A 23975-nucleotide genomic window follows, 5' to 3' on the forward strand; every position below is an offset into this window, starting at 1 on the left:
TTCTCTTCGGATTGGCAGTGAGGGCCCAGCCCCTCAATGCAACGATATTGCTAAATCGTGCGGCGGCGGGTTAACGCGACACCAGCACCGATCAGAGCCCCAACGATGCCCCACATAATCATCAGGAAAGCACGACGAGGGCTGTCACGTTTTACCGGTTCTTCCGGCGTACGCAAATAACGATAGGTCTGAAAACGCGGATCCAGAGTTGGCCCAACGTTCAGTGTGTTAAGCATGGCTCGGTTTTGGAAGTAGTCCAGATCGAAATCGGGACCAACAGATTGCAGGTTTTCGAGGCGCGCCTGCAGCATAGGACGTCCAAGCAAAAACAGTTCAGAATCCGGCAATTCTTCAGCCGGAACGTCAGTGGAAGTACGCGAAATATTATGCTGTTCAGCAATTTTGAGTGCCTGCTCAATGTTGTGAACACGGCGGGAGAAGATCGATTTCGCCACTTCTTCCTGGCGTTTAACCTGCGCCTTCATCTGCACAGTGCGTGCAGCCCAGGCGCCCTTCAGCTCATCATTCAGATGACGCGCAGCACGCTGACTGGCAAACGCCACGTACTGACGCAATAGATTGTTGGCATCAGGTGCCGTCTCGGCAATCAGCTTCACGCTGTCATTGGTATTACGAACCGCATCGCCAGGCATAAACTGAATGTTATTGATCAGTTCATCCAGCATCGCCGCATCGGCTTTGCTGTTACCCACCATACGTTGCTTGTAATAATCAGTCTGCTGCCAGAATTCACGACGCGTATCCCAGGAAGCAAGTTGCATGATGAATTCTTTATAGGCTTCATCCATCACTGACGGCTGATCCGCTGATGCAAGACTGGCCTTGATGTCCAGGTTACGTAAGAACTGCTGCTGAGAGTAATAGCCGCCCAACATATTAACCGTTGGCCTGTCTGAAATCGCCGTTGCGCTCCACTCCTGACGAGCAAAAAACGTATAGGCGAGAGCGACTAACGCGAAGGCGAGAGCCATACCGACGATCCACACCTTCCCTGTCCACAAAGTACGAAACAACCCACGGATGTCCAGTTCATTTTCAGCGCTCATGGCATGTTCCCCCGGTAATGGTTGTGTCATCGTACCCTCAATTTATTTGGTTAAGTTTGGTTTACTGTCACGGTTTCTACGCAACTTGCGCTTCCAGCGTTTGATAAATCTCGCCACCTTCCAGGCGCGTTTTATACAGATGTCGTACAGGACAAACGCCAGTAAAAAGAGCACCAACATCACCCATTCCGGGACAATACGAGAATATTCAGCCAACACGCCGATAGAAGCCAAGATCGCAGCAGCCAGCGTAATCAGGACAAAAGCCTGTCGGGAAGTAAACCCGGCGCGCATGATTAAATGGTGAATATGTTGGCGATCCGGGGAGAAAGGACTCATGCCTTTACGTAAACGGCGATACATAATTGCCACCATATCCATTAAAGGAATGGCAATAATCCACAGAGCCGTGACCGGGCTAATAGGATGCGTTGGCCCCTGGGTAGTCTCCAGCAGAATCCAAATCACCGTGAAGCCAATCAACGTACTTCCCGCATCCCCCATAAAGACTTTATAGCGGCGTCCGAGAATCCCCAGGTTCAGCAGGATGTAAGGCAGAATGGCGGCGATCATGGCAAAACACCAGATTGCCAGGCTTGTCTGGCCATCGAACCACAGAATAAGCCCCATCGCGGCGAATGAGACGCTGGATAGCCCACCGAGCAGACCATCGATCCCATCGACCATATTGAAGGCGTTAATCGCCGCCCAAACGGCAAACAGGGTCAGGAAATAACCAAAAGGACCGAGCACCATCTCCCAGGGGCCGAAAATATAGCCAAGGCTTAGCAGATAGAGTTTGCCCACTGACATCATAATGATGCCAATAAGGGCCTGGATGGTCGCGCGGATTTTTACACTGATATCAAAGCGGTCGTCCAGCGCACCAATAAACACCAGTACACCGGCACAAGCCAGGTAGAGAGTCGCATGCGGGATATAATAATCGGCGATGAGGAAGGTGAAGCAAATGCCTGCGTAAACCGAAATCCCCCCAACCAGCGGAATCAGTCCCTGATGACGTTTGCGGAAGTTGGGTTTATCCACCAATCCAATCTTTTTCGCGACCTTGCGGGCAAAGAAAAGAAACAGCGTTGTGAATAAAAAAATACTGATGAGATCAGTACTTGCTGTCAGTAAATTCACTATACATACTCTCAGAGAATATCAATATATGAAGTATAACCATCCAGGCGATTATTCAGAAGAGAAACCCGATTCCATATCAGGTGGTTCTGTATGATTATTAACCACAAAATACGAATTACAACCCTTCGTCACCAGGCGGTATGTCATACCGGATTATTATTATTGTGTCGTTAAGATTACATCCACAAAAGCAAAACGCCACGTAAAAACGTGGCGTTTTCAGATGATGCCTGAATCAGGAACGCTTCATCATATCGAAGAAGTCGTCATTGGTCTTGGTCATCGCCAGCTTGTTAATGAGGAATTCCATTGCGTCGATTTCACCCATAGGATGGATGATTTTGCGCAGGATCCACATTTTCTGCAGCTCTTCCTGGGTAGTGAGCAGCTCTTCTTTACGGGTACCGGAACGGTTGTAGTCGATAGCCGGGAAGACGCGTTTTTCAGCAATCTTACGGGAGAGATGCAGTTCCATGTTGCCGGTACCTTTAAACTCTTCGTAGATAACTTCATCCATTTTAGAGCCGGTATCAATCAGCGCAGTCGCGATGATGGTCAGGCTACCGCCCTCTTCCACGTTACGTGCAGCACCAAAGAAACGCTTCGGACGATGCAGGGCGTTGGCGTCCACACCACCGGTCAGTACTTTTCCGGAAGCAGGAACCACGGTGTTATATGCACGTGCCAGACGAGTGATGGAGTCAAGCAGAATGATAACGTCTTTCTTGTGTTCAACCAGACGTTTCGCCTTCTCGATAACCATTTCCGCAACCTGAACGTGGCGGGAGGCAGGTTCGTCAAAGGTAGACGCAACCACTTCACCTTTCACCAGACGCTGCATCTCGGTAACTTCTTCCGGACGTTCGTCAATCAGCAGCACCATCAACACGCAGTCAGGATGATTGTATGCAATGCTCTGCGCGATGTTCTGCAGCAGCATGGTTTTACCCGCTTTCGGCGGAGCAACAATCAGACCACGTTGGCCACGACCGATCGGCGATGCCAAATCCAGTACACGAGCCGTTAAATCTTCAGTAGAACCGTTACCACGCTCCATACGCAGACGAGAGTTTGCGTGCAGCGGCGTTAAGTTCTCAAAGAGGATTTTGTTACGGGCGTTTTCTGGTTTGTCGTAGTTAACTTCGTTAACTTTCAACAGCGCAAAGTAGCGTTCACCTTCTTTCGGCGGGCGAATCTTACCAGAAATGGTATCACCAGTGCGGAGGTTGAAACGGCGGATTTGGCTGGGAGAAACGTAGATGTCATCAGGACCGGCGAGGTAGGAGCTGTCTGCAGAGCGGAGGAAACCAAATCCATCCTGCAATATCTCCAGCACACCGTCACCAAAGATATCTTCGCCACTCTTTGCGTGCTGCTTCAGGATGGCAAAAATAATGTCCTGCTTGCGCATACGAGCCAGGTTTTCAAGGCCCATATTTTCGCCGAGAGTGATCAGCTCAGAAACCGGCGTATTCTTTAATTCGGTAAGATTCATAATGGTGTGAGTTCTTAAACTTGGGGTAAATCTCGAACTTAATGTTGTGAATGGTATGGCAGGGTCATCCATGCCTGTTTACGGCCATCAACTCATGTCTGTTCGCTGTCTGGTCACAGGAAAGTACGCAGAACTGAAACGACAAGACGGATTGAGTGACAAGCCAGGAATCTGTCCACTTCTCGTGCGAGAAACAACGGGAAGTATTGGATATAACTAGATTCAAACTTAATAAGGTATGTTTAATACGAAGTCAACACTAACTTAGCACGACTCAAGTCGGGCGTCCAGTCATCCGAATCATTTCGAAGTATGGTCGCCCGATCATGAGACTTCCTTACGCTAAATTAGCGTCGAGGAATTCTTTCAACTGACCTTTGGACAGCGCGCCGACTTTTGTCGCCGCAACTTCGCCGTTTTTAAACAGCAACAGGGTCGGGATGCCACGGATACCATACTTCGGCGCGGTGCCTGGGTTTTGGTCAATGTTCAATTTAGCAACCGTCAGTTTGCCCTGATATTCGTCAGCGATTTCATCCAGAATCGGAGCGATCATTTTGCACGGACCGCACCACTCTGCCCAGAAATCAACGAGGATTGCTCCGTCCGCTTTGAGTACATCCGTGTCAAAACTGTCGTCAGTCAGGTGAATAATTTTATCGCTCATAATAACTCCACAGGAATAAGCCTGGTGCATTGGTGTAGCATTAATCAACGACGTGTTGATGTAGCATTAACCAACTAAAGGTTGACTTTATTTCACCGGATACGCTTTCGTAAAGCAATAGTAAGCTGATATTCTACCACACTATGAGCAAAACACATTTAACAGAACAGAAGTTTTCCGACTTCGCCCTGCACCCAAAGGTGATCGAAGCCCTTGAAAACAAAGGCTTTCATAACTGTACGCCCATTCAGGCCCTCGCGCTGCCGCTAACGCTGGCTGGTCGTGATGTTGCCGGGCAGGCGCAAACCGGTACCGGAAAAACGATGGCGTTCCTGACGTCAACGTTTCATTATCTTCTCTCTCATCCCGCGATTGCCGATCGCAAGGTGAACCAACCGCGTGCGTTAATTATGGCGCCAACGCGTGAGTTAGCCGTGCAGATCCACGCCGATGCCGAGCCGCTGGCACAGACCACTGGTCTGAAATTAGGCCTGGCGTATGGCGGCGACGGTTACGATAAACAGCTGAAAGTGCTGGAAAGCGGCGTCGATATTCTTATCGGCACGACCGGTCGTCTCATCGACTATGCAAAACAGAACCACATAAATCTGGGCGCGATTCAGGTCGTGGTGCTGGATGAAGCCGATCGTATGTACGATCTGGGCTTTATTAAAGATATCCGTTGGCTATTCCGTCGTATGCCGCCAACCACCCAACGTCTGAATATGCTGTTTTCTGCAACCCTCTCTTACCGCGTTCGCGAACTGGCGTTCGAACAAATGAATAACGCTGAGTACGTTGAAGTCGAACCGGAACAGAAAACTGGCCATCGCATTAAAGAAGAGCTCTTCTACCCCTCCAACGAAGAGAAAATGCGTTTGCTGCAAACGCTGATTGAAGAAGAGTGGCCAGATCGCGCCATTGTTTTTGCTAACACCAAGCATCGTTGTGAAGATATCTGGGGCAGCCTTGCTGCAGACGGTCATCGTGTCGGTCTGCTGACCGGTGACGTGGCGCAGAAAAAACGTCTGCGAATCCTTGATGAATTCACCCGTGGCGATATCGACATTCTCGTTGCGACGGATGTTGCTGCACGTGGTCTGCATATCCCAGCCGTAACGCACGTATTTAACTATGACCTGCCGGATGACTGTGAAGATTACGTTCACCGTATCGGTCGTACCGGTCGTGCTGGCGCAAGCGGTCACTCTATCAGCCTCGCTTGTGAAGAGTACGCGCTGAATTTACCCGCAATCGAGACCTATATCGGCCACTCGATTCCGGTCAGCAAATATAACCCGGATGCGCTGATGACCGACCTGCCGAAGCCGTTGCGCTTAACGCGTCCGCGCACAGGCAATGGCCCACGCCGTACCGGTGGTGCTCCGCGTAATCGTCGTCGTTCAGGTTAAGAAACGTTATGCCATACACAAAATCATTCAGCCTGTATCAAGGCGGCAAGAAAACGAATCCCGATGAACCTACTTTAGTAAGTGATTCGGGTGAGAGAACGCAGCCAATACAGATACAGGTTGAAGGATGAAGTGTATGAATTCTACTTCGCTGTATGCGGCAATCGATCTCGGCTCAAATAGTTTTCATATGCTGGTTGTACGCGAGGTGGCAGGAAGCATCCAGACGCTCACTCGTATCAAACGCAAAGTGCGTCTGGCTGCTGGACTCAACGGTGACAACGAGCTCTCTGTTGAAGCGATGGAGCGCGGCTGGCAATGTTTGCGCCTGTTTGCAGAACGTCTGCAGGATATTCCGCATCCACAAATCCGCGTGGTCGCCACGGCAACATTACGCATCGCCGTAAATGCCGATGTGTTTATTGCTAAAGCGCAAGAGATCCTCGGCTGCCCTGTCCAGGTGATTAGCGGTGAAGAAGAAGCGCGCCTGATTTATCAAGGTGTGGCCCACACTACCGGCGGCGCAGATCAGCGTCTGGTCGTCGACATTGGCGGGGCCAGCACAGAGTTGGTTACCGGTTCTGGCGCGCAAACCACTTCCCTGTTCAGCCTGTCAATGGGCTGCGTCACCTGGCTCGAACGCTATTTTACCGATCGTAATCTGGCACAGGAAAACTTTGACGAGGCCGAGAAAGCCGCTCGCGAAGTTCTGCGCCCGGTCGCCGACAAACTGCGTTTTCATGGCTGGAAAGTTTGCGTTGGTGCCTCTGGCACCGTCCAGGCGTTGCAGGAAATCATGATGGCGCAGGGCATGGATGAGCGCATTACGCTGGCCAAACTTCAGCAGCTTAAGCAGCGTGCCATTCACTGCGGTCGTCTGGAAGAGCTCGAAATCGAAGGGTTAACGCTGGAACGTGCGCTGGTTTTCCCCAGCGGGCTGGCCATTCTGATTGCTATTTTCACCGAACTGAACATTCAATGCATGACCCTGGCCGGCGGCGCATTACGTGAAGGTCTGGTCTACGGTATGCTGCATCTGGCGGTGGATCAGGATATTCGTAGCCGCACATTACGCAATATCCAGCGCCGCTTTATGGTCGATACAGAGCAAGCACATCGTGTTGCCAATTTAGCGACTAAATTTCTCGATCAGGTTGAAAAAAAGTGGCATCTTGAACCGATTAGCCGCGAACTACTGATTAGTGCCTGTCAGCTGCATGAAATTGGCCTAAGCGTTGATTTTAAACAGGCACCACAGCATGCCGCTTATCTGGTGCGCAATCTCGATCTTCCGGGTTTTACACCTGCGCAAAAGAAACTGCTAGCGACGCTGTTACTCAACCAGACCAATCCCGTCGATCTCTCTTCGCTCCACCAGCAAAACGCAGTGCCACCGCGCATCGCGGAGCATCTTTGTCGTTTGCTACGCCTGGCGATCATTTTCGCCAGTCGTCGCCGTGACGATCTTGTGCCAGAAATTCAACTGGATGCAAGAAACGAGCACCTGACGGTCACTCTACCAGAAGGCTGGCTGGAACATCATCCGCTGGGTAAAGAGTTAATCGATCAGGAAAGCCAGTGGCAAAGCTATGTCCACTGGCCACTGGAAGTGCGTTAGATGTTGGTTGCCGGATAGTGCTTACACATATCCGGCCCATAAAATACCTACTTCGCTTTAGCTTTCGCCATCATTGCCCGAATATTAGCGATGCTGGCCTGCCCTTTTTGCATCCGCTCCTCTGCGCTCACCACTTTTCGCTCTTGCTCCCAGATAACGTCATCCTGTGGCAGCTCCAGAAGGAAACGACTCGGTTCCGGACGCACCAGCTCACCGTACTGACGACGCTCTTTACATAGCGTGAAGATGAGCTCTTTTTGTGCACGCGTAATCCCTACATAAGCCAGACGACGTTCTTCGTCGATATTGTCTTCATCGATACTGCTCTGGTGCGGCAAAAATCCTTCTTCCATTCCCACCATAAACACGTATGGGAACTCCAGCCCTTTTGAGGCATGCAGTGTCATCAATTGCACCTGATCCAGCTCTTCTTCACTCTCTCCACGTTCCATCATGTCGCGTAGGGTAAAGCGGGTAACAACCTGGGTCAGGGTCATTGGCTCTTCCAGCTCACTGCCTTCCAGCATCTCCGTCATCCAACTGAACAGCGTATTGACGTTTTTCATACGCATTTCAGCCGCTTTCGGGCTCGGCGAGGTTTCATACAGCCAGGATTCGTAATCAATACCGTGGATAAGATCGCGCACAGCGGCAACCGGCTCACGCTCCGCCAGACGCTGAATTTCCCCCAGCCAGTGCGTAAAGCGAGTCAGAGAATCATACCCGCGCCCGGTCAGTGTCTGGCTAAGCCCCATATCAAAGCTGGCGGTAAACAGGCTTTTATTACGTGTCATCGCCCATTCCCCCAACTTTTGCAGCGTGGCCGGGCCGATTTCACGTTTTGGCGTATTTACGATACGCAAAAATGCGCTATCGTCATCCGGGTTGCTCAGCACGCGCAGGTAGGCCAGCAGATCTTTAATCTCCGGACGCGAGAAGAACGACGTTCCGCCGGAAATTTTGTACGGGATACGGTTCTGCATTAGAAACTTTTCGAACACGCGCGACTGATGATTACCGCGATACAGGATGGCGTAGTCTTTATATTGCGTCTTGTTCACAAAATGATGGGCTATTAATTCCCCGGTCACGCGTTCCGCTTCGTGCTCTTCATTATTGGCACTCAGCACCTTCAGTTCAGCACCGTAACCCAACTCGGAAAAGAGTCGCTTTTCAAAGACGTGTGGATTGTTCGCAATAAGGATGTTCGCCGCCTTCAGGATGCGACCTGATGAACGGTAGTTTTGCTCCAGCTTCACCACCTGCAAAGCCGGAAAATCTTTGCTTAACAGTACCAGGTTCTGTGGACGGGCGCCGCGCCAGGAGTAGATCGACTGATCGTCATCACCCACGACGGTAAAGCGCGCGCGTTTACCTACCAGCAACTTCACCAGCTCGTACTGGCTGGTGTTGGTATCCTGATATTCATCCACCAGCAGGTAGCGGATTCTGTTTTGCCAGCGCTCACGCACTTCTTCATTGCGCTGTAGCAGCAGCGTGGGAAGCAGGATCAGATCGTCAAAATCGAGGACGTTACACGCCTTCATATGCGCGTCATACAGACCATAGCAGTGGGCAAAAATACGATCGCGCTCGCCCTTGGCGCTGGCTGCCGCCTGTGCCGGAGTCATCAGATCGTTTTTCCAGTTGGAGATCGTCGAGATCAACTGCTGGAGGATAAGCTTATCGTCTTCGATTAGCCCTTCGGTCAGTTCCTTGAGCAAGGCCACCTGATCGGTATCGTCAAATAACGAGAAGTTCGACTTCATCCCCAGCGCCGCATATTCACGCTTAATGATATCCAGTCCCAGGGTGTGGAAGGTGGAGATCATCAACCCACGCGCCTCTTTACGACCCAGCGTTTGCGCCACGCGCTCTTTCATCTCGCGCGCAGCCTTATTGGTAAAGGTCACGGCCGCAATATGGCGTGCCTGATAACCACATTCACGGATCAGATGGGCGATTTTGTTGGTGATAACACGCGTCTTGCCGGAACCCGCTCCCGCCAGCACCAGGCAAGGTCCGGTGACGAATTCGACGGCTTGTTGTTGTCCGGGGTTCAAACGCATAAAGGGTCACTCATGAAAGTCGGGAGGGGAGAATAACAGCGTGGTAGTATAGCCAGCCTTAACCACCCCACTCAAGGCACGATCATGGCAAAAACAGCAGCAGCAGTGCATATCCTTGTTAAAGAAGAGAAACTGGCACTGGATCTTCTGGAACAGATTAAAAACGGCGCCGACTTCGGCAAATTGGCGAAGAAACACTCTATCTGTCCATCAGGCAAACGCGGCGGTGATTTAGGTGAATTCCGTCAGGGCCAGATGGTTCCGGCGTTCGACAAAGTGGTCTTTTCCTGCCCAGTGCTGGAGCCAACCGGCCCGCTGCACACTCAGTTTGGTTACCACATCATTAAAGTACTGTACCGTAACTAATAAAAAATCCCGGAGCGTTCAGGCACCGGGATTTTTTTGCCGGATGGCGGCTACGCCTTATCCGGCTTACATCTGCTGTGCGTAGGTCGGGTAAGCGCAAGCGCCACCCGACATCCTATTTAGCCAGCAACGGCAATGCGTTTCATATCGGTCATGTAACCGCGCAGTTTCTTACCAACCTGCTCGATAGCGTGGCTACGGATTGCTTCGTTCACGTCGCGCAGCTGCGCGTTGTCTACCGCACCTTCGGCAATCGCTTTGCCCAGGTCGCCGGTCTGCAGGGTGGTCATGAACTCTTTCAGCAGCGGTACGCAAGCGTAAGAGAACAGGTAGTTGCCGTATTCTGCGGTATCGGAGATAACCACGTTCATTTCGTACAGACGCTTACGGGCGATGGTATTCGCGATCAGCGGCAGCTCGTGCAGTGATTCGTAGTACGCAGATTCTTCGATGATGCCGGAATCCACCATGGTTTCGAACGCCAGCTCAACGCCCGCTTTCACCATCGCAATCATCAGAACGCCTTTATCGAAGTACTCCTGCTCACCGATTTTACCTTCAAACTGCGGGGCGGTTTCGAACGCGGTTTTACCGGTCTCTTCACGCCAGGTCAGCAGTTTCTTATCGTCGTTAGCCCAGTCAGCCATCATGCCGGAAGAGAATTCGCCGGAAATGATGTCGTCCATGTGTTTCTGGAACAGCGGCGCCATAATCTCTTTCAGCTGTTCGGACAGCGCATAAGCACGCAGTTTCGCCGGGTTAGACAGACGGTCCATCATCAGGGTGATGCCGCCCTGCTTCAGCGCTTCGGTGATGGTTTCCCAGCCGAACTGAATCAGTTTTTCAGCATATGCCGGGTCAGTACCTTCTTCCACCAGCTTATCGAAGCACAGCAGAGAACCGGCTTGCAGCATACCGCACAGGATAGTCTGCTCACCCATCAGATCAGATTTCACTTCCGCAACGAAGGAGGACTCCAGCACGCCCGCACGGTGACCGCCGGTGGCCGCAGCCCAGGCTTTAGCAATCGCCATACCTTCGCCTTTCGGATCGTTTTCCGGGTGAACGGCGATCAGGGTCGGTACACCGAAGCCACGTTTGTACTCTTCACGAACTTCAGTACCCGGGCACTTCGGTGCCACCATCACAACGGTGATGTCTTTACGGATCTGCTCGCCCACTTCGACGATGTTGAAGCCGTGTGAATAGCCCAGCGCCGCGCCATCTTTCATCAGCGGTTGTACCGAACGTACAACGTCGGAGTGCTGCTTGTCTGGCGTCAGGTTAACCACCAGGTCAGCCTGCGGGATCAGCTCTTCGTAGGTACCCACTTTGAAGCCGTTTTCGGTCGCTTTACGCCAGGAAGCACGCTTCTCAGCAATGGCTTCTTTACGCAGTGCGTAGGAGATATCCAGACCGGAGTCACGCATGTTCAGGCCCTGGTTCAGACCCTGAGCGCCACAGCCGACGATGACCACTTTTTTACCCTGAAGGTAGCTCGCACCATCGGCGAATTCGTCGCGGCCCATAAAGCGACATTTACCCAGCTGTGCCAGCTGCTGGCGCAGGTTCAGTGTATTAAAGTAGTTAGCCATGATGGTGTACTCCGTGATGTTGTGTTGTGGTGCTTATTATTCGGTTCGCAGATTTGTATTTGCGAGATTGAATCCACATTACAACAGGAAATTTATTGCGGAAATTGATATATTCACAACATCACGTTGCAATTTATGCAACGTAGAAAATCGGAGGCTCGTCTGTGGATTTACGCGATCTGAAAATGTTCCTGCATTTGGCTGAAAGTCGCCACTTTGGCCGCAGCGCACGGGCAATGCACGTCAGCCCCTCCACGCTTTCGCGCCAGATTCAGCGCCTGGAAGAAGATCTCGGCCAGCCGCTGTTTGTGCGCGATAACCGTACGGTCACGCTGACCGAAGCGGGCGAAGAGCTGCGCGTATTCGCCCAGCAGACGCTGCTGCAATACCAGCAGTTGCGCCACACCCTCGATCAGCAAGGACCGTCACTGTCAGGCGAGTTACATATCTTCTGCTCCGTCACCGCCGCGTACAGCCACCTGCCACCGATACTTGATCGCTTCCGCGCTGAACACCCGTCGGTTGAAATCAAGCTCACCACCGGCGATGCCGCCGATGCGATGGACAAAGTGGTCACTGGTGAAGCCGATCTGGCGATTGCCGGTAAGCCCGAGACACTGCCCGGCGCGGTAGCGTTCTCGATGCTGGAGAATCTGACGGTGGTGCTGATCGCCCCGGCGCTGCCCTGCCCGGTGCGTAATCAGGTTTCCGTCGAGAAACCCGACTGGTCGACGGTGCCGTTTATCATGGCCGACCAGGGGCCGGTCCGCCGCCGCATTGAGCTGTGGTTCCGCCGTCACAAAATCAGCAACCCATCGATTTACGCTACGGTAGGCGGTCATGAAGCGATGGTCTCAATGGTGGCGCTGGGCTGCGGCGTGGCGCTGCTGCCGGAAGTGGTGCTGGAAAACAGCCCAGAGCCGGTACGTAACCGCGTGATGATTTTAGAACGCAGCGACGAGAAAATGCCGTTCGAGCTCGGCGTCTGCGCGCCGAAAAAGCGGCTGCATGAACCGCTGATCGACGCGTTCTGGAAGATTGTTCTGGAACGTAAATCTGCCGAGTAGCGCCAGCGTCAGGCCTAAAATCAGTGGTAGATTCAGTATTGGCGCTCCTTTTCTGTATAATGTCGTGATCCATTGTAGTGGGGGGCTTGTTAACCATCGCGTTAAGCAGGCCAGAACAGACGGTGTCATTGCGCACTTGACAGCGAAAATACAAACTTAATTAGCCATCATTATGATAATCAAACCAAAAATTCGTGGATTCATCTGTACAACGACCCATCCGACTGGCTGCAAAGTCAACGTGGAAAAGCAGATCGAGTATGTTAAGCAGAACGGGAAAATCGAGAACGGCCCGTCCCGCGTGCTGGTGATCGGTGCTTCCACCGGTTACGGTCTGGCTTCCAGAATTTCTGCCGCCTTTGGCAGCGGAGCCGCCACTATCGGCGTATTTTTCGAAAAACCGGGCACGGATACCAAACCGGGTTCCGCAGGCTGGTATAACTCTGCCGCCTTCGATGAAGCAGCTAAGCGTGAAGGTCTGTACTCCAAAAGCATCAACGGCGATGCGTTCTCTGACGAATGCCGTGATGAAGTGATCAAACTGATAAAAGAAGACCTGGGTCAGATTGACCTGGTGGTTTACTCACTGGCTTCCCCAGTGCGTAAAATGCCGAAAACCGGTGAAATCGTCCGTTCTGCGCTGAAGCCAATCGGTGAGGTTTACACCTCTAAAGCGATCGATACCAACAAAGATCAGATCATCACCGCCAGCATTGAGCCGGCAACCGAAGAAGAAGTTCAGAACACCGTCACCGTCATGGGCGGCGAAGACTGGGAACTGTGGATGGGCGCGCTGAGCGAAGCGGGCGTGCTGGCTGACGGCGTGAAAACCGTAGCCTACTCCTACATCGGTACCGACCTGACCTGGCCAATCTACTGGCACGGCGCGCTGGGCAAAGCGAAAGAAGATCTCGATCGCGCCGCGGGCGAACTGCGTAACCAGCTGGCTCCGCTGAACGGTTCCGCGAACGTTGCCGTACTGAAGTCCGTTATCACTCAGGCGTCTTCCGCCATTCCAGTGATGCCGTTGTACATCTCCATGGTCTTCAAGCTGATGAAAGCACAGGGGATTCATGAAGGTTGTATCGAGCAAATCAACCGTCTGATGACCACCAGCCTGTACGGTGACAAAGTGGCGCTTGATGACAACCAGCGTATCCGTATGGATGACTGGGAACTGCGTGATGACATTCAGCAAGCATGTCGCGACCTGTGGCCGCTGATCACAACCGAAAACCTGGCGCAAGAAACCGATTATGCAGGCTACAAGCAGGAATTCCTGAACCTGTTCGGTTTTGGTCTCGACGGCGTGGACTACGACGCTGACGTGAATACCGAAGTCGAATTCGACGTTATCACGCTGTAATCTGCTGATACAGTAGCAAAAAGGGTTCATGTTTTTACATGAACCCTTTTTTAATGGCTGTTGTTAACCCGCCAGGAAGAACCTGAACGCCGGGTTATGCGTCTCGTCGTGGCACTCATAGCCCAGTTCATTGAGCCGGGTTTCGAAGTCCGGTTCGTTATCGCCCAGCTCAAACGCCGCCAGTACACGGCCGTAGTCGGTACCGTGACTGCGATAGTGGAACAATGAAATATTCCAGTGCGTCCCCAGGGTATGCAGGAATTTGAGTAACGCCCCTGGTGATTCAGGAAATTCGAAGCTGTAGAGACGTTCCTGTAAGGGTTTCGACGGACGTCCACCGACCATATAGCGCACGTGTAGCTTCGCCATCTCGTCATCAGACAGATCCACCACGCTGTAACCGCCATCTTTGAGTAGGCTAAGGATTTCCTTACGCTCCTCAACGCCGCGGCTCAGCCGCACGCCCACGAAGATGCAGGCGTCTTTCGCATCGGCAAAGCGGTAGTTAAACTCCGTTACCGAACGGCCACCCAAAAGCTGGCAGAACTTCAGGAAACTTCCCTTCTCTTCCGGGATGGTCACCGCCAGCAGGGCTTCACGTTGTTCCCCCAGCTCGCAACGTTCGGAAACGTAGCGCAAGCCGTGGAAGTTAACGTTAGCGCCGGAAAGAACATGCGCCAGACGCTCGCCGCGAATATTATGCTGGGCGATGTATTTTTTCATCCCCGCCAGCGCCAGCGCCCCGGAAGGCTCAGCCACCGCACGTACATCCTCGAACAGGTCTTTCATTGCCGCACAAATAGCATCGCTATCGACAGTGATAATATCGTCGAGATATTCCTGGCACAGACGGAAGGTTTCATCGCCAATACGTTTCACCGCTACACCTTCGGCAAAGAGACCCACACGCGGCAGATCCACCGGATGACCAGCATCCAGCGCTGCTTTCAGGCAGGCCGAATCTTCCGCTTCCACGGCAATCACTTTGATTTGCGGCATCAGCTGTTTAATCAGCACCGCAACACCTGCCGCTAATCCGCCACCACCAACAGGCACGAATACGCGATCGAGATGAGCGTCCTGCTGGAGCAGCTCCAGCGCCAGCGTGCCCTGCCCGGCAATCACCATCGGATGATCAAACGGTGGAACCCAGGTAAAACCCTGCTGCTGTGACAGTTCAATCGCTTTGGCTTTGGCTTCATCAAAATTCGCGCCGTGCAACAGCACTTCTCCGCCGAAGCCGCGAACGGCATCGACTTTGATATCGGCGGTAGCCGTTGGCATGACAATCAGCGCCTTCACGCCTAAGCGCGCAGAAGAGAACGCGACACCCTGAGCATGATTACCCGCCGATGCAGTGATGACCCCATGCGCTTTTTGCTCTTCGGTCAAGCCCGCCATCATGGCATAGGCACCGCGTAGCTTGAAGCTGTGAACGGGTTGACGGTCTTCGCGCTTCACCAGAATGACGTTATCGAGGCGCGAAGAGAGCTTTTCCATTTTCTGTAGCGGCGTTACCTGTGCCGCTTCGTATACCGGCGCACGCAGTACCGCTCTGAGATACTCAGCGCCTTCAGGAGCACCGGATAGAGGTTGTGAATCCGCCATGGTCATTATCCCCCGAGCTTCGACTTATCGCGCACCGCACCTTTGTCGGCACTGGTTGCCAGGCTGGCATAGGCGCGCAGTGCAAAGGAGACCTGACGTTGACGATCTTTTGGCGTCCAGGCTTTGTCACCGCGAGCTTCCTGCGCTTCACGGCGCGCAGCGATTTCCGCATCACTCAGTTGCAGTTGAATGCCACGATTCGGGATATCGATGGCAATCATGTCACCATCTTCGATAATCGCGATATTACCGCCGCTGGCCGCTTCCGGAGAAACGTGACCGATGGAAAGCCCCGAAGTACCGCCGGAGAAACGACCATCGGTAATCAGCGCACAAGCCTTGCCGAGGCCCATCGATTTCAGGAAGGTGGTTGGGTAGAGCATTTCCTGCATGCCTGGCCCGCCTTTCGGCCCTTCGTAGCGAATGACAACCACGTCGCCAGCCACCACTTTACCGCCGAGGATTGCTTCAACCGCATCGTCCTGGCTTTCATACACTTTTGCCGGGCCGGTGAATTTCAGGATACTGTCATCCACGCCTGCAGTTTTTACGATACAGCCGTTTTCCGCAAAGTTACCGTACAGGACTGCCAGACCGCCGTCTTTGCTGTAAGCATGTTCCAGCGAGCGGATGCAGCCTTCAGCGCGGTCGTCATCCAGCGTATCCCAACGGCAGTCCTGCGAGAACGCCTGGGTGGTACGGATGCCCGCCGGTCCGGCGCGGAACATTTTTTTCACCGCGTCGTCTTTGGTCAACATCACGTCATACCGATCAAGCGTTTGCGGCAGAGTCAGACCCAGCACGTTTTTCACGTCGCGGTTCAGCAGTCCGGCACGATCCAGTTCGCCTAAAATACCCAGTACGCCGCCTGCGCGGTGCACGTCTTCCATATGGTATTTCTGCGTGCTCGGCGCCACTTTACACAGCTGTGGGACTTTGCGGGACAGCTTGTCGATATCACTCATGGTGAAGTCGATTTCCGCTTCCTGTGCGGCCGCCAGCAGGTGCAGAACGGTGTTGGTGGAGCCGCCCATGGCGATATCCAGCGTCATGGCGTTCTCAAACGCCGCTTTACTGGCAATGTTGCGCGGCAGGGCGGAGGCATCATCCTGCTCGTAATAGCGTTTGGTCAGCTCGACGATGCGTTTACCCGCGTTAAGGAACAGCGTTTTACGGTCGGCGTGAGTCGCCAACAGCGAACCGTTACCCGGCTGCGACAGGCCCAGCGCTTCGGTCAGGCAGTTCATCGAGTTGGCGGTGAACATGCCGGAGCAGGAGCCGCAGGTTGGACAGGCGGAACGTTCAACCTGCTCGCTTTGTGAGTCGGAGACTTTCGGGTCAGCGCCCTGAATCATCGCATCAACTAGGTCGAGCTTGATGATTTGGTCAGAGAGCTTGGTTTTCCCGGCTTCCATCGGACCGCCGGAAACAAAGATCACCGGAATATTCAGGCGCAAAGAGGCCATTAACATCCCAGGGGTGATTTTGTCGCAGTTAGAGATACAGACCATCGCATCGGCGCAGTGGGCGTTAACCATGTACTCAACGGAGTCAGCAATCAGCTCGCGGGACGGCAGTGAATACAGCATGCCACCGTGCCCCATGGCGATACCATCATCCACAGCAATGGTGTTGAACTCTTTCGCCACGCCGCCTGAGGCTTCGATTTGTTCGGCAACCAGTTTACCGAGATCACGCAGGTGGACGTGACCCGGCACAAACTGGGTAAAAGAGTTCACCACAGCGATAATCGGTTTACCGAAATCATCATCGGTCATCCCGGTGGCGCGCCACAGTGCGCGAGCACCCGCCATATTGCGGCCGTGGGTGGTGGTAGCAGAACGATACTTAGGCATGCTTGATTAACTCCCGTCTGTCTAATAATTGGGACGGTGCGTGCCGTCCCAAATTTATGTTTATTGATTAACCTGATCCAACCAGCCGTATTTATCTTCCGTTTCACCAGTGAAGAGGCCAAAGAAGGCCTGCTGGATGCGTTTGGTGACCGGACCGCAGCGGCCTTCGCCCACCTGGATACCATCGACGCTGCGTACTGGGGTGATTTCGGCCGCGGTACCGGACATGAACACTTCGTCGGCCAGGTACAGCGATTCACGGGACAGCACCTGCTCACGCACTTCGATATCGAGATCTTTCGCCAGCTTAATGATCGCGTCACGGGTGATACCCGGCAGTGCAGAAGAGGTAAACGGCGGGGTAAACAGAATGCCGTCTTTTACTTCAAACAGGTTTTCACCCGCGCCTTCAGAGATGTAACCATTCACATCCAGGGCAATGCCTTCCTGATAGCCATGACGACGCGCTTCACTACCCACCAGCAGCGAAGACAGATAGTTACCGCCCGCTTTAGCCGCTGTAGGGATGGTGTTCGGCGCAACGCGGTTCCAGGAAGAAACCATCGCGTCGATCCCCTGTTCCAGCGCTTCAGCACCAAGGTAAGCGCCCCACGGGAACGCAGCGATGATCACGTCAGTGGTGTATCCCGCTGGCGGGTTAACGCCCATCCCCACGTCGCCAACAAACACCAGCGGACGGATATAGGCGCTGGTCAGATTGTTTTTACGAATCACCTCACGGCAAGCTTCCATCAGCTCATCAACGCTCTGAGAAACCGGAAAACGATAGATCTTGGCTGAATCACGCAGACGCTGCATATGTTCGCGATGACGGAACACCACCGGCCCTTTGTGAGAATCGTAGCAACGGATGCCTTCAAATACAGAAGTACCGTAGTGCAGCGCGTGGGACATCACGTGAACCTTAGCGTCTTCCCAACGAATCATCTCGCCATTAGACCAAATGTAATCAGCTTTTTTCGTCGTCATTTTTCTTCCTTTTGCGCTCAGGCGCGGATTTGTTGTGATGTGGTTGTGCTCTGGCAGATAGCAACATGTGCAACGTCTACCAGTTTACTTAACTGACTAAACAGTAAGTCGACCGACCGGGGGCTGGCAACGGTCAATTCGATATTTATATTCTGCGCATCGCTGGCAGCTTCCATATTCATGGAGCACACCTGAAAACCGCGATGGCGTACCACGCGTAAAACACGTTCTAACGTTTCCGGATTGAACCGAGCCTCAACGGCGACCTGATGTTGCATCATGATAATTTCTCCAGCATTTCTGAGTTACTGGCACCTGGCGGTACCAGAGGCCAGACATTCTCAAGTTCGTCGATTGAGACATGAAGCAGGTATGGCCCCTCGCTGTTCAGCATGGTGTCGAGTGCCGCTTCAACCTGGTCTTTACGGGTGATGTGTTGACCTGGTATGCCGAAGGCGCTGGCCAACATGAGGAAATCGGGGTTATCGGTAAGGGTGGTTTCGCTATAACGTTCCTGGAAAAACAGCTGCTGCCATTGTCGCACCATGCCTAACCGCTGGTTGTCGAGTAAAACTATCTTCAGCGGCAACTGCTTGCGTTTTACGGTGCCGAGCTCCTGTACATTCATCATGAAGGAACCGTCACCGGAGATACAGATTACCGTATCGTTCGGGCGAGCAACCTGCGCGCCAACCGCTGCTGGCAAGCCAAAGCCCATCGTGCCCAGGCCGCTCGAGGTGATAAAATTTTCCGGGCGGGTGTAGGTCATATGCTGCGCCGACCACATCTGATGCTGGCCAACATCCGTTGTCACTACGCTGTCCGCGGGTTTGCGATCGGACAACTGCTTCAACAACAGTGGCGCGTAGATAGCCTCACCGGGATGATCATAGCGCCAGGTATGCTCTGTGCGCAGTTCAGCACTATGCTGACGCCATGCGTCAATCTTCAGCGATTGCTGCAATGCCGGCAGCAGAGAATTTAAATCACCCTGCAATGCTACGTGCGCCTGGCGCAGCTTGTTCATTTCCGCAGGGTCGATATCCATGTGGATCACGCTGGCGTTTGGTGCGAAGGTATTCAGCTTGCCGGTTACCCGGTCATCAAAACGCGCGCCCACTGCAATCAGTAAATCACATTCTTGCACCGCGAAATTTGCCGCTTTAGTGCCGTGCATTCCCAACATACCCAAATAGTATGGGTAGTCAGCCTCTACTGCGCCCAGCCCCTTCAACGTGCAGGCGACTGGCATTTGGGTTACCGCGATAAATTCACGCAGGGCCGGGACCGCCTGCGCCATACCAACGCCGCCACCTACGTACAGGATAGGTTTCTGCGCTTGTGCCAGCATTTTACGCGCCTGCTCAACGTCAGCGTGCGGGAAAACCTCTACGTTTTTGACTGTCGTAAAATACGGCTCCAGCGTACCGCTGGCCAATTGGATGTCTTTCGGGATATCAACCAGAACCGGCCCCGGACGACCGGAATTCGCCACAGCAAAAGCTTCAGCCATGATGCGCGGCAGCTCTTCCAGTGACTGCACCAGGAAACTGTGTTTGGTGCAGGACAGAGACATACCCAGAACGTCCACTTCCTGGAACGCATCCGTTCCGATGAAAGATGATGCCACCTGGCCGGTGATCGCCACCACAGGAACTGAATCTAACAGCGCATCGGCAAGGCCCGTGATCAGGTTGGTAGCACCAGGCCCGGAAGTGGCGATACACACGCCGGTTTTACCGGTCGCACGGGCATAGCCAATTGCTGCCATTGCCGCGCCCTGCTCGTGTCGGCACAACAGGTGTTCTACGCCGCCGTCATATAACGCATCGTAAACAGGCATAATTGCGCCACCAGGATAACCAAAGACGGTTTGAACCCCTTGTGCACGCAACGCATGTACCACCCACTGTGCCCCATTCATAGTTACATCCCCGCCGTAAATCTTGAGAAACAGAATTTTATGCTACCGTTCACTTTCTGCTCCTCGTGTATGTTTTTAAGGTCAAAAAAAACCCCCGGACCTTTCGGTGCGGGGGTCTTAGTTCGTTAAGGCTTGTTTTCTAAGCCTTTCCTCGTCCAAGTGCAGCCCCGCACGGTGGGATAATAATCACCACCACGCTAATCACGACCAGGCTAATCACTCGTAGAAGGGCTGTCATTTTTGTATTTTCTTGCATCTTGTTCGAAGGAATACCTAAAGAGTTACCATAGAATTTGCAAATGACACAAGATATTTTTTTATTCGTTTTTCTGACGACGTTAACGGTTTAGATAAATATCGTTGTTTTTTAAACAAAAAATCAAAGGTGAAAATATTTCACGTTTCAGGTGATTCTCGGCTACCCATTCCCTACTAAAAATGCCATGCAAAAGCGTTTGCGAGCGCTATTCCAGACTTAATGTAATCAGTGTTGAGCTACATAAAAACACGGGAATAAGCCTCTAAAAACCGTAATTATGTGAAATCTTGCAGCGATGTATTGCGACATAATGCTTTCATCAGGAGGGCTTATGTCACTATCGATTGTTCACACACGCGCTGCGCTGGGCGTGAATGCGCCAGCCATTACCATCGAGGTACATATCAGCAATGGTTTGCCTGGTTTAACCATGGTGGGATTACCCGAAACAACGGTAAAAGAGGCCCGCGATCGGGTTCGCAGTGCGGTAATTAATAGCGGTTATGAATTCCCGGCAAAGAAGATAACCATAAACCTCGCTCCGGCCGATCTCCCAAAAGAAGGGGGACGATATGATTTACCTATCGCAGTTGCGCTTCTGGCCGCTTCTGAGCAGCTTACTACCCATAATCTCGATACATATGAGCTGGTAGGTGAATTAGCGCTTACAGGCGCGTTACGCGGCGTTCCCGGTGCGATATCAAGTGCAACCGAAGCCATTCGCGCAGGCAGGAGAATTATTGTCGCAAAAGAGAATGCAGCTGAAGTTGGACTAATACACGGTGAAGGGTGCCTGATAGCCGATCATCTACAGGCAGTATGCGCGTTCCTCGAAGGTAAGCATGATTTAGACAGACCATCATCGGCAGATTTTATCCCCTGCGCATTAGCAGATGATCTGAGCGATGTTATCGGCCAGGAACAGGGTAAACGCGGGCTGGAGCTTACCGCAGCTGGCGGTCATAACCTCTTACTCATCGGCCCTCCGGGTACGGGTAAGACTATGCTGGCCAGTCGCCTGAGAGGATTGCTTCCGCCACTGAGTAACGATGAGGCACTGGAAAGCGCCGCGATTCTTAGTCTGGTCAATTCCGACACGCTACAGAAACAGTGGAAACAACGCCCTTTTCGCTCTCCGCATCATAGTGCTTCATTAACCGCCATGGTCGGTGGAGGCTCTATTCCTGCGCCAGGCGAGATCTCTCTGGCGCATAACGGCATACTATTTCTGGATGAACTACCCGAGTTTGAGCGGCGCACACTGGATGCACTGCGCGAACCCATTGAGTCCGGACAGATACATCTATCCCGCACCAGAGCAAAAATCACCTATCCCGCTCGCTTTCAACTCATAGCCGCCATGAATCCCAGCCCAACAGGCCATTATCAGGGGAACCATAACCGCTGCACCCCAGAGCAGACGCTACGCTACCTCAATCGATTATCAGGTCCATTTCTTGACCGCTTCGATCTCTCTCTCGAAATCCCTTTGCCACCGCCCGGGATACTCAGTCAGAACCAGGTAAAAGGGGAAGATAGCGCAATGGTGAAGCAACGTGTTATGGCAGCGCGAGATCGTCAGTATCGACGACAAAATAAGTTAAACGCGCATCTGGACAGTCAGGATATCCATAAATACTGTCCACTGCGCAGTGATGATGCACAGTGGCTTGAAGAAACGCTCGCGCATCTCGGATTATCCATCCGCGCCTGGTTACGCCTGATAAAGGTTGCTCGAACGATCGCGGATATAGAACAATCTGACCATATCTCTCGCCAGCACTTACAGGAGGCTGTTGGGTATAGGGCGATAGACAGATTACTCATTCATTTGCAAAAACTACTGGCATAAAAAAAGGGCTTTCGCCCTTTTTTATTAATCATCAGATTCGGTGTAGTCTTCCGCACCTTCCACCTGAGGTTTCCCGCCAGACAGCGTGTGGAAGCGTTTTGGACGCTTAATGCGCGTCATGTATTTGGACCACACACGTTCAGCTTCGGTAACCGGTTCGCGCTCACCACGGCATACCGCAACAAACAGTTTTTCTTCTTCCGTTACCGGCTCACGCTTGCCCAGATCCAGCTCGTTGAAAGCATAACCGTGACGCTCAAGCAGTTGTGCTTCTTTAATGGTGAAATCACCATGACGGGAGAATCCGCGGGGATAATATTTATTATCGAAATATCGATTAGTCGTCGTAAAGCTTTCCGCCATCCTGCACGCTCCTAATTCTTTGGCCGAGCTATTTATGGCGCGGAGTATTAGTTACGCTTGACAGAGCGTCAAACAAAAGATTTAAATCATAACGACAAATAATTTTATGGAGCGAGTTGTGGATACGGAATTGTTAAAAACTTTCCTGGAAGTTAGCCGGACACGCCACTTTGGCAGGGCTGCTGAAGCGCTCTATCTGACCCAATCAGCGGTTAGTTTCCGGATCAGACAACTGGAAAATCAATTGGGTGTAAACCTGTTCACCCGACACAGAAACAATATCCGTTTAACCGCTGCAGGTGAAAAATTACTGCCTTACGCTGAAACGCTGATGAATACGTGGCAAGCCGCACGTAAGGAGGTTGCGAATACCTCGCGACATAACGAGTTTTCTATTGGTGCCAGCGCATCCCTCTGGGAATGCATGCTTAATGGCTGGCTGGGGCGTTTGTACCAATCCCAGGAGCCGCAATCCAGCCTGCAGTTTGAAGCGAGGATCGCTCAGCGACAGTCGTTAGTAAAACAGCTCCATGAACGACAGCTTGATCTACTGATTACTACCGAAACGCCCAAAATGGACGAATTTAGCAGCCAACTGTTGGGATATTTCACGCTGGCGCTCTATTGCAGCTCTCCTTCGCAAACCAAGGATGAACTGAATTATCTGCGTCTGGAATGGGGACCTGACTTTCAGCAACACGAAGCGGGATTGATTGCGGGAGATGAAGTGCCGGTACTCACCACCAGTTCGGCAGAATTGGCCAGGCAGCAACTTTCAGTCCTTAGAGGCTTTAGCTGGCTTCCGGTCAGTTGGGCTAAAGGTAAAAGCGATCTCCATACGGTTACTGACAGTACAACCCTTTCGCGCCCGTTATATGCAGTTTGGCTGCAAAACAGCGATAAACATGCGCTGATTTGCGACTTGCTGAGAACGAATATTCTGGAAGATTAAAGAAAATACGGGCAAGGATGCCGGGAATAAAACAATTGGAAGGCACAGCGCAAATTGCAGATAAAAAAAATCCTTAGCAAGAATGCTAAGGATTGTTTCTGGCAGGGGCGGAGAGACTCGAACTCGCGACACCCGGTTTTGGAGACCGGTGCTCTACCAACTGAGCTACGCCCCTAAATTTTTTTATCATTAAGCCTGCTTAGTAGCAGGCTTAATTTTCTAATAAGTGGCGGAACGGACGGGACTCGAACCCGCGACCCCCTGCGTGACAGGCAGGTATTCTAACCAACTGAACTACCG

The 23975-nt window shown here is 52.4% G+C and carries 21 protein-coding genes and 1 tRNA gene; 7 read left to right on the forward strand and 15 right to left on the reverse strand.

The window, feature by feature from the left end; genetic code table 11:
* Positions 1–50: 50 nt before the first annotated feature.
* The 5 genes from wzzE to trxA all read right to left on the reverse strand — a co-directional run bounded on the left by wzzE (position 51) and on the right by trxA (position 4378).
* Positions 51–1097: an ECA polysaccharide chain length modulation protein gene (wzzE, locus tag OGX66_RS05270; RefSeq protein ID WP_003829003.1), complete on the reverse strand. Its 1047-nt coding sequence runs from the start codon at positions 1095–1097 to the stop codon at positions 51–53.
* 12 nt (positions 1098–1109) lie between these two features.
* Positions 1110–2213, reverse strand: a complete 1104-nt coding sequence (wecA, locus tag OGX66_RS05275) for a UDP-N-acetylglucosamine--undecaprenyl-phosphate N-acetylglucosaminephosphotransferase (protein ID WP_003017991.1) — start codon at positions 2211–2213, stop codon at positions 1110–1112.
* Positions 2214–2451: 238 nt separating this feature from the next.
* A complete protein-coding gene (gene rho, locus OGX66_RS05280; protein ID WP_002437993.1) occupies positions 2452–3711 on the reverse strand; it encodes a transcription termination factor Rho in 1260 nt (419 codons plus the stop codon).
* 87 nt (positions 3712–3798) lie between these two features.
* The gene (locus OGX66_RS05285; RefSeq protein ID WP_088903380.1) at positions 3799–3918 is read right to left on the reverse strand and encodes a rho operon leader peptide; all 120 of its coding nucleotides are present in this window, start codon (positions 3916–3918) and stop codon (positions 3799–3801) included.
* Between the two features lie 130 nt (positions 3919–4048).
* Entirely contained in the window at positions 4049–4378 is a 330-nt protein-coding gene (gene trxA / locus OGX66_RS05290) for a thioredoxin TrxA (protein WP_001280776.1), read from the reverse strand.
* Positions 4379–4521: 143 nt separating this feature from the next.
* On the opposite strand from trxA, the gene rhlB reads away from it, so the two are divergent.
* Both rhlB and gppA read left to right on the forward strand, forming a co-directional pair.
* A complete protein-coding gene (gene rhlB, locus OGX66_RS05295; protein WP_003017994.1) occupies positions 4522–5790 on the forward strand; it encodes an ATP-dependent RNA helicase RhlB in 1269 nt (422 codons plus the stop codon).
* Between the two features lie 136 nt (positions 5791–5926).
* Positions 5927–7408, forward strand: coding sequence for a guanosine-5'-triphosphate,3'-diphosphate diphosphatase (gppA, locus tag OGX66_RS05300; RefSeq protein WP_003844615.1), 1482 nt, complete (start codon positions 5927–5929; stop codon positions 7406–7408).
* 47 nt (positions 7409–7455) lie between these two features.
* Here the strand turns inward: gppA and rep are convergent, their stop codons facing one another.
* The gene (rep, locus tag OGX66_RS05305; protein ID WP_003829018.1) at positions 7456–9477 is read right to left on the reverse strand and encodes a DNA helicase Rep; all 2022 of its coding nucleotides are present in this window, start codon (positions 9475–9477) and stop codon (positions 7456–7458) included.
* Positions 9478–9561: 84 nt separating this feature from the next.
* Between rep and ppiC the strand changes: the two genes are divergently transcribed.
* Positions 9562–9843 (forward strand): peptidylprolyl isomerase PpiC, encoded by a 282-nt coding sequence (gene ppiC / locus OGX66_RS05310; protein WP_003017999.1) that lies wholly within the window; start codon positions 9562–9564, stop codon positions 9841–9843.
* Positions 9844–9962: 119 nt separating this feature from the next.
* Here the strand turns inward: ppiC and ilvC are convergent, their stop codons facing one another.
* Entirely contained in the window at positions 9963–11438 is a 1476-nt protein-coding gene (ilvC, locus tag OGX66_RS05315) for a ketol-acid reductoisomerase (protein ID WP_003018001.1), read from the reverse strand.
* Positions 11439–11602: 164 nt separating this feature from the next.
* On the opposite strand from ilvC, the gene ilvY reads away from it, so the two are divergent.
* Both ilvY and fabV read left to right on the forward strand, forming a co-directional pair.
* The gene (ilvY, locus tag OGX66_RS05320; protein WP_048220135.1) at positions 11603–12505 is read left to right on the forward strand and encodes an HTH-type transcriptional activator IlvY; all 903 of its coding nucleotides are present in this window, start codon (positions 11603–11605) and stop codon (positions 12503–12505) included.
* Between the two features lie 172 nt (positions 12506–12677).
* The gene (gene fabV / locus OGX66_RS05325; RefSeq protein ID WP_003844612.1) at positions 12678–13871 is read left to right on the forward strand and encodes an enoyl-ACP reductase FabV; all 1194 of its coding nucleotides are present in this window, start codon (positions 12678–12680) and stop codon (positions 13869–13871) included.
* A gap of 63 nt (positions 13872–13934) precedes the next feature.
* Here fabV and ilvA read toward each other — a convergent pair whose 3' ends face one another.
* From ilvA to ilvL, 6 genes are all read right to left on the reverse strand, one after another.
* Positions 13935–15479 carry a threonine ammonia-lyase, biosynthetic gene (gene ilvA, locus OGX66_RS05330; protein ID WP_088903381.1) on the reverse strand — a complete coding sequence of 515 codons (1545 nt, stop codon included), beginning with the start codon at positions 15477–15479 and terminating at the stop codon, positions 13935–13937.
* Positions 15480–15484: 5 nt separating this feature from the next.
* The gene (gene ilvD / locus OGX66_RS05335; RefSeq protein ID WP_003844609.1) at positions 15485–17335 is read right to left on the reverse strand and encodes a dihydroxy-acid dehydratase; all 1851 of its coding nucleotides are present in this window, start codon (positions 17333–17335) and stop codon (positions 15485–15487) included.
* A 60-nt stretch (positions 17336–17395) separates the two neighbouring features.
* On the reverse strand, positions 17396–18325 hold the full coding sequence (locus tag OGX66_RS05340) for a branched-chain amino acid transaminase (protein ID WP_003018014.1): 930 nt from the start codon (positions 18323–18325) through the stop codon (positions 17396–17398).
* Between the two features lie 17 nt (positions 18326–18342).
* Positions 18343–18606 (reverse strand): acetolactate synthase 2 small subunit, encoded by a 264-nt coding sequence (gene ilvM, locus OGX66_RS05345; protein WP_003018017.1) that lies wholly within the window; start codon positions 18604–18606, stop codon positions 18343–18345.
* Positions 18603–20249, reverse strand: coding sequence for an acetolactate synthase 2 catalytic subunit (ilvG, locus tag OGX66_RS05350; protein WP_003841174.1), 1647 nt, complete (start codon positions 20247–20249; stop codon positions 18603–18605). Before ilvG ends, ilvM begins: the two co-directional genes overlap by 4 nt.
* A gap of 139 nt (positions 20250–20388) precedes the next feature.
* Complete coding sequence (gene ilvL, locus OGX66_RS05355) at positions 20389–20487, reverse strand: ilv operon leader peptide (protein ID WP_001311244.1); 99 nt, start codon at positions 20485–20487, stop codon at positions 20389–20391.
* A 352-nt stretch (positions 20488–20839) separates the two neighbouring features.
* On the opposite strand from ilvL, the gene OGX66_RS05360 reads away from it, so the two are divergent.
* Positions 20840–22360: a YifB family Mg chelatase-like AAA ATPase gene (locus OGX66_RS05360; RefSeq protein WP_049002006.1), complete on the forward strand. Its 1521-nt coding sequence runs from the start codon at positions 20840–20842 to the stop codon at positions 22358–22360.
* Between the two features lie 24 nt (positions 22361–22384).
* Here the strand turns inward: OGX66_RS05360 and maoP are convergent, their stop codons facing one another.
* On the reverse strand, positions 22385–22723 hold the full coding sequence (gene maoP / locus OGX66_RS05365; protein WP_003018025.1) for a macrodomain Ori organization protein MaoP: 339 nt from the start codon (positions 22721–22723) through the stop codon (positions 22385–22387).
* Between the two features lie 106 nt (positions 22724–22829).
* Between maoP and hdfR the strand changes: the two genes are divergently transcribed.
* The gene (gene hdfR / locus OGX66_RS05370; RefSeq protein WP_085952510.1) at positions 22830–23675 is read left to right on the forward strand and encodes an HTH-type transcriptional regulator HdfR; all 846 of its coding nucleotides are present in this window, start codon (positions 22830–22832) and stop codon (positions 23673–23675) included.
* A gap of 99 nt (positions 23676–23774) precedes the next feature.
* Here hdfR and OGX66_RS05375 read toward each other — a convergent pair.
* Positions 23775–23850 (reverse strand) — tRNA-Trp (locus OGX66_RS05375).
* Between the last annotated feature and the right edge of the window lie 125 nt (positions 23851–23975).

The sequence above is a fragment of the Citrobacter sp. Cf072 genome (assembly GCF_030334485.1).
Taxonomy (GTDB): domain Bacteria; phylum Pseudomonadota; class Gammaproteobacteria; order Enterobacterales; family Enterobacteriaceae; genus Citrobacter; species Citrobacter freundii.